Here is a 2,703-nt window from a genome sequence, read left to right as displayed (position 1 = left end):
ACTTATGATGCTTGGGTAGAAATTATGATAAGCCTTGGAGTAGTAGGAACTTATCTTTCTTTTGCAATAATTTATTATTTATTTTTTGAAGGTCTTTTTGGAAGAACAATTGGAAAAATTGTTACAGGAAGTGTTGTAGTAGATGAAAATGGATTAAAACCAAGTTTCAAGATTATTTTCATTAGAACGTTATGTCGTTTAATTCCTTTTGAGGCATTATCTTTTTTAAGTAAATCAGCAAGATTTTGGCATGATTCTTTTTCCAGAACCTACGTGGTCGAGAAAAAAGATTTAGAACAAGATATGGAAAATTTTTATTCTTTAGATTTAATTGGAAGAAAGGAAGTAATCTGATAGATTTAGTAGAATTTAACTTTATTCTTTGTGATAGTTCAAACAAAAAGCATACTTTTGTTATTCAATAATTTGCAAGAGTTTGATTTGAAATTAAATTCGGCAATCTAAATTTTACATTAGTGCTTTCAAAGAAAACAAAATACGGAATTAAAGCTTTAACTTATTTAGCCAGACGCGAAAACAACGAACCGGTACAAATAGCTGAAATTGCGAAAAGTGAACATATTTCAATCAAATTTCTAGAAAGTATTTTGTTGTTGCTAAGAAATTCAGGTTTTCTTGGCGCTAAAAAAGGAAAAGGTGGAGGTTATTATTTAATCAAAGACCCAAAAGATATTAGCATGGCAAAAGTCTATCGAATTCTAGAAGGTCCAATTGCTTTACTGCCTTGTGCGAGCCATAATTTCTACGAAAGATGTGATGACTGCGATGATGAAACTACCTGTGCCGCAAGACGTTTAATGACAGAAGTTCGTGATAATACGCTTAAAATATTAGAAAGTAATTCTTTAGCAGATATTGCGTTTTAGAAATTTGCTTTAAGTCAATAAAAAAAAAGACCATTTTAATTAGAAATGGTCTTTTTTTTATTTCTGTTTATATTAAAAAATCAATTTATATCCAGCCATAAAAAGCATTACAGCAATTGCATTTCTAAGAAATTGATCTGGAACTTTTCCGCTTAGCATACTTCCCATGTATATTCCAGGAAGCGATCCCATTAATAATTGGCCAAGTAAGCCTAAATCTAAATTTCCCATAGAAGCGTGTCCAAGACCAGCAACTAAAGTTAAGGGAACAGCGTGTGCAATTTCGGTTCCCACTAAACGTGGAGTTGGCAATAATGGATAAAGGAAAAATAAAGTCACTGTTCCTAATGCCCCAGCACCGATAGAAGTTAAAGTTACGGTTGCTCCTAATAAAACTCCAATTCCGATAGTAAGCATATTTTGAGTTGTGCTTTCGTTGTGAAATTTATCTCCAGCATGTCTTTGAGAGAAAACTAAAAGTTTCTTTTTGAATATAATAGCTACCGAAGTAAACAGTAAAGCCCAGCCTAAACTGTGTTTAATAACGTTATTGATAGTTTCGATATCCGTTTTAATGCTGTTTAAAACCCATAATGTAATTAAAGCTGCAGGGACACTTCCTAAAGTCAGCCAGCCTGTAATTTTCCAGTTGATGTTTCCTTTTTTGTTGTGTACAAATATTCCTCCGGCTTTTGTGAAAGCAGCATAAAGCAAGTCTGTTCCAACTGCTTTTGTTGGCGGAATTCCAAAGTACAATAAAATAGGAGTCATAAGAGAGCCTCCTCCAACACCTGTTAACCCAACAATAAAACCAACTACTAAACCTGCTATTACGAGACCAATCTGAAAATCCATGAAAAAATATTTGCCGCTAAAGTAAAAACAATTTTATAATTATCCTATAGATTTTGTAGAGATTAAATATGTATTTTTGTGAATCACAAAATTTGAATGTGTTGTTAAAATAATAAGTCGCAACATTTAATTTGTTAAAATAATCACTAATTCTTTTTTGAATGTCTTTTATCTTGGTTTATAAGATGATAGCTGATGTAAAAAAGTAAATATATTGTTTTGATATTTCGAAATATATAGTACTTTTGCAAAGTAATCTACTAAGCCGATAGGGTAATGGATTTTTGAGAATAAAAAACATTCTTAGAAATATGGAAAATGAACTTAAGTTAGAAAACACTATAGTAAAGTCTGATTCTTTATTAAAGGAAAAATTGTGGGTCGTAATACCTGTTGTTTTGTTGTTAGGTTTGGCAGTTACATTAATTTATAATCATCACGCTGAATTTTCATGGGATGGTTTCGTTCAGGGATTTGATGAAAACCTTTTAGTGTTTTTCTTAATTGGTGTTTTTGCACAATTAGTAGATGGCGCTTTAGGAATGGGATATGGAGCAACTTCTACGTCATTTTTATTGGCTTATGGAGTTTCGCCAGTTTTGAGTAGTACGGCAGTTCACGTTTCAGAGATGTTTACAACTGGAGCATCGGCGCTTTCGCACCACCGCTTTGGAAACATCAATAAAAAATTGGTAAAGCATCTATTGATTCCTGGAGTTTTAGGGTCTATCACAGGGGCTTATTTATTATCTGATGTGATTGACGGAGATATTATTAAGCCATTTATTGCGGTTTACATGATTATTCTGGCAGTTGTAATTATCAGAAAGGCTCTTAGAAAAAGTGTTGTAAAAAAGAAAACTAAGAAACTAGGCGTATTAGCAGTGTTTGGAGGTTTTATGGATTCTGTTGGAGGAGGAGGCTGGGGGCCAATTGTAACTTCAACATTATTAGGAAGAGG

At 32.7% G+C, this 2,703-nt stretch carries 4 protein-coding genes; 3 read left to right on the top strand and 1 reads right to left on the bottom strand.

Going from position 1 to position 2,703, the window contains the following annotated elements; all coding sequences use genetic code 11:
- On the top strand, nt 1-354 hold a 354-nt coding region (locus B3J44_RS20300; RefSeq protein WP_286971110.1), incomplete at its 5' end, for an RDD family protein.
- Between the two features lie 122 nt (nt 355-476).
- Nucleotides 477-887 carry an RrF2 family transcriptional regulator gene (locus tag B3J44_RS20295; RefSeq protein WP_125722103.1) on the top strand — a complete coding sequence of 137 codons (411 nt, stop codon included), beginning with the start codon at nt 477-479 and terminating at the stop codon, nt 885-887.
- A 72-nt stretch (nt 888-959) separates the two neighbouring features.
- Here B3J44_RS20295 and B3J44_RS20290 read toward each other — a convergent pair whose 3' ends face one another.
- On the bottom strand, nt 960-1,742 hold the full coding sequence (locus B3J44_RS20290; RefSeq protein WP_198854632.1) for a sulfite exporter TauE/SafE family protein: 783 nt from the start codon (nt 1,740-1,742) through the stop codon (nt 960-962).
- 311 nt (nt 1,743-2,053) lie between these two features.
- Between B3J44_RS20290 and B3J44_RS20285 the strand changes: the two genes are divergently transcribed.
- On the top strand, nt 2,054-2,703 hold a 650-nt coding region (locus B3J44_RS20285; protein WP_286971109.1), incomplete at its 3' end, for a sulfite exporter TauE/SafE family protein.

The organism is Flavobacterium sp. UBA4854 (genome assembly GCF_002399805.1).
Taxonomy (GTDB): domain Bacteria; phylum Bacteroidota; class Bacteroidia; order Flavobacteriales; family Flavobacteriaceae; genus Flavobacterium; species Flavobacterium ginsengisoli.
The sequence above is the reverse complement of the archived record's forward strand: the minus strand, read 5'-3'. Positions and strand labels throughout refer to the sequence as shown.

Coding starts and splice junctions, on each gene's coding strand:
- B3J44_RS20290 (WP_198854632.1), bottom strand. CDS start 1,742: ATGGATTTTCAGATTGGTCTCGTAATAGCAGGTTTAGTAGTTGGTTTT.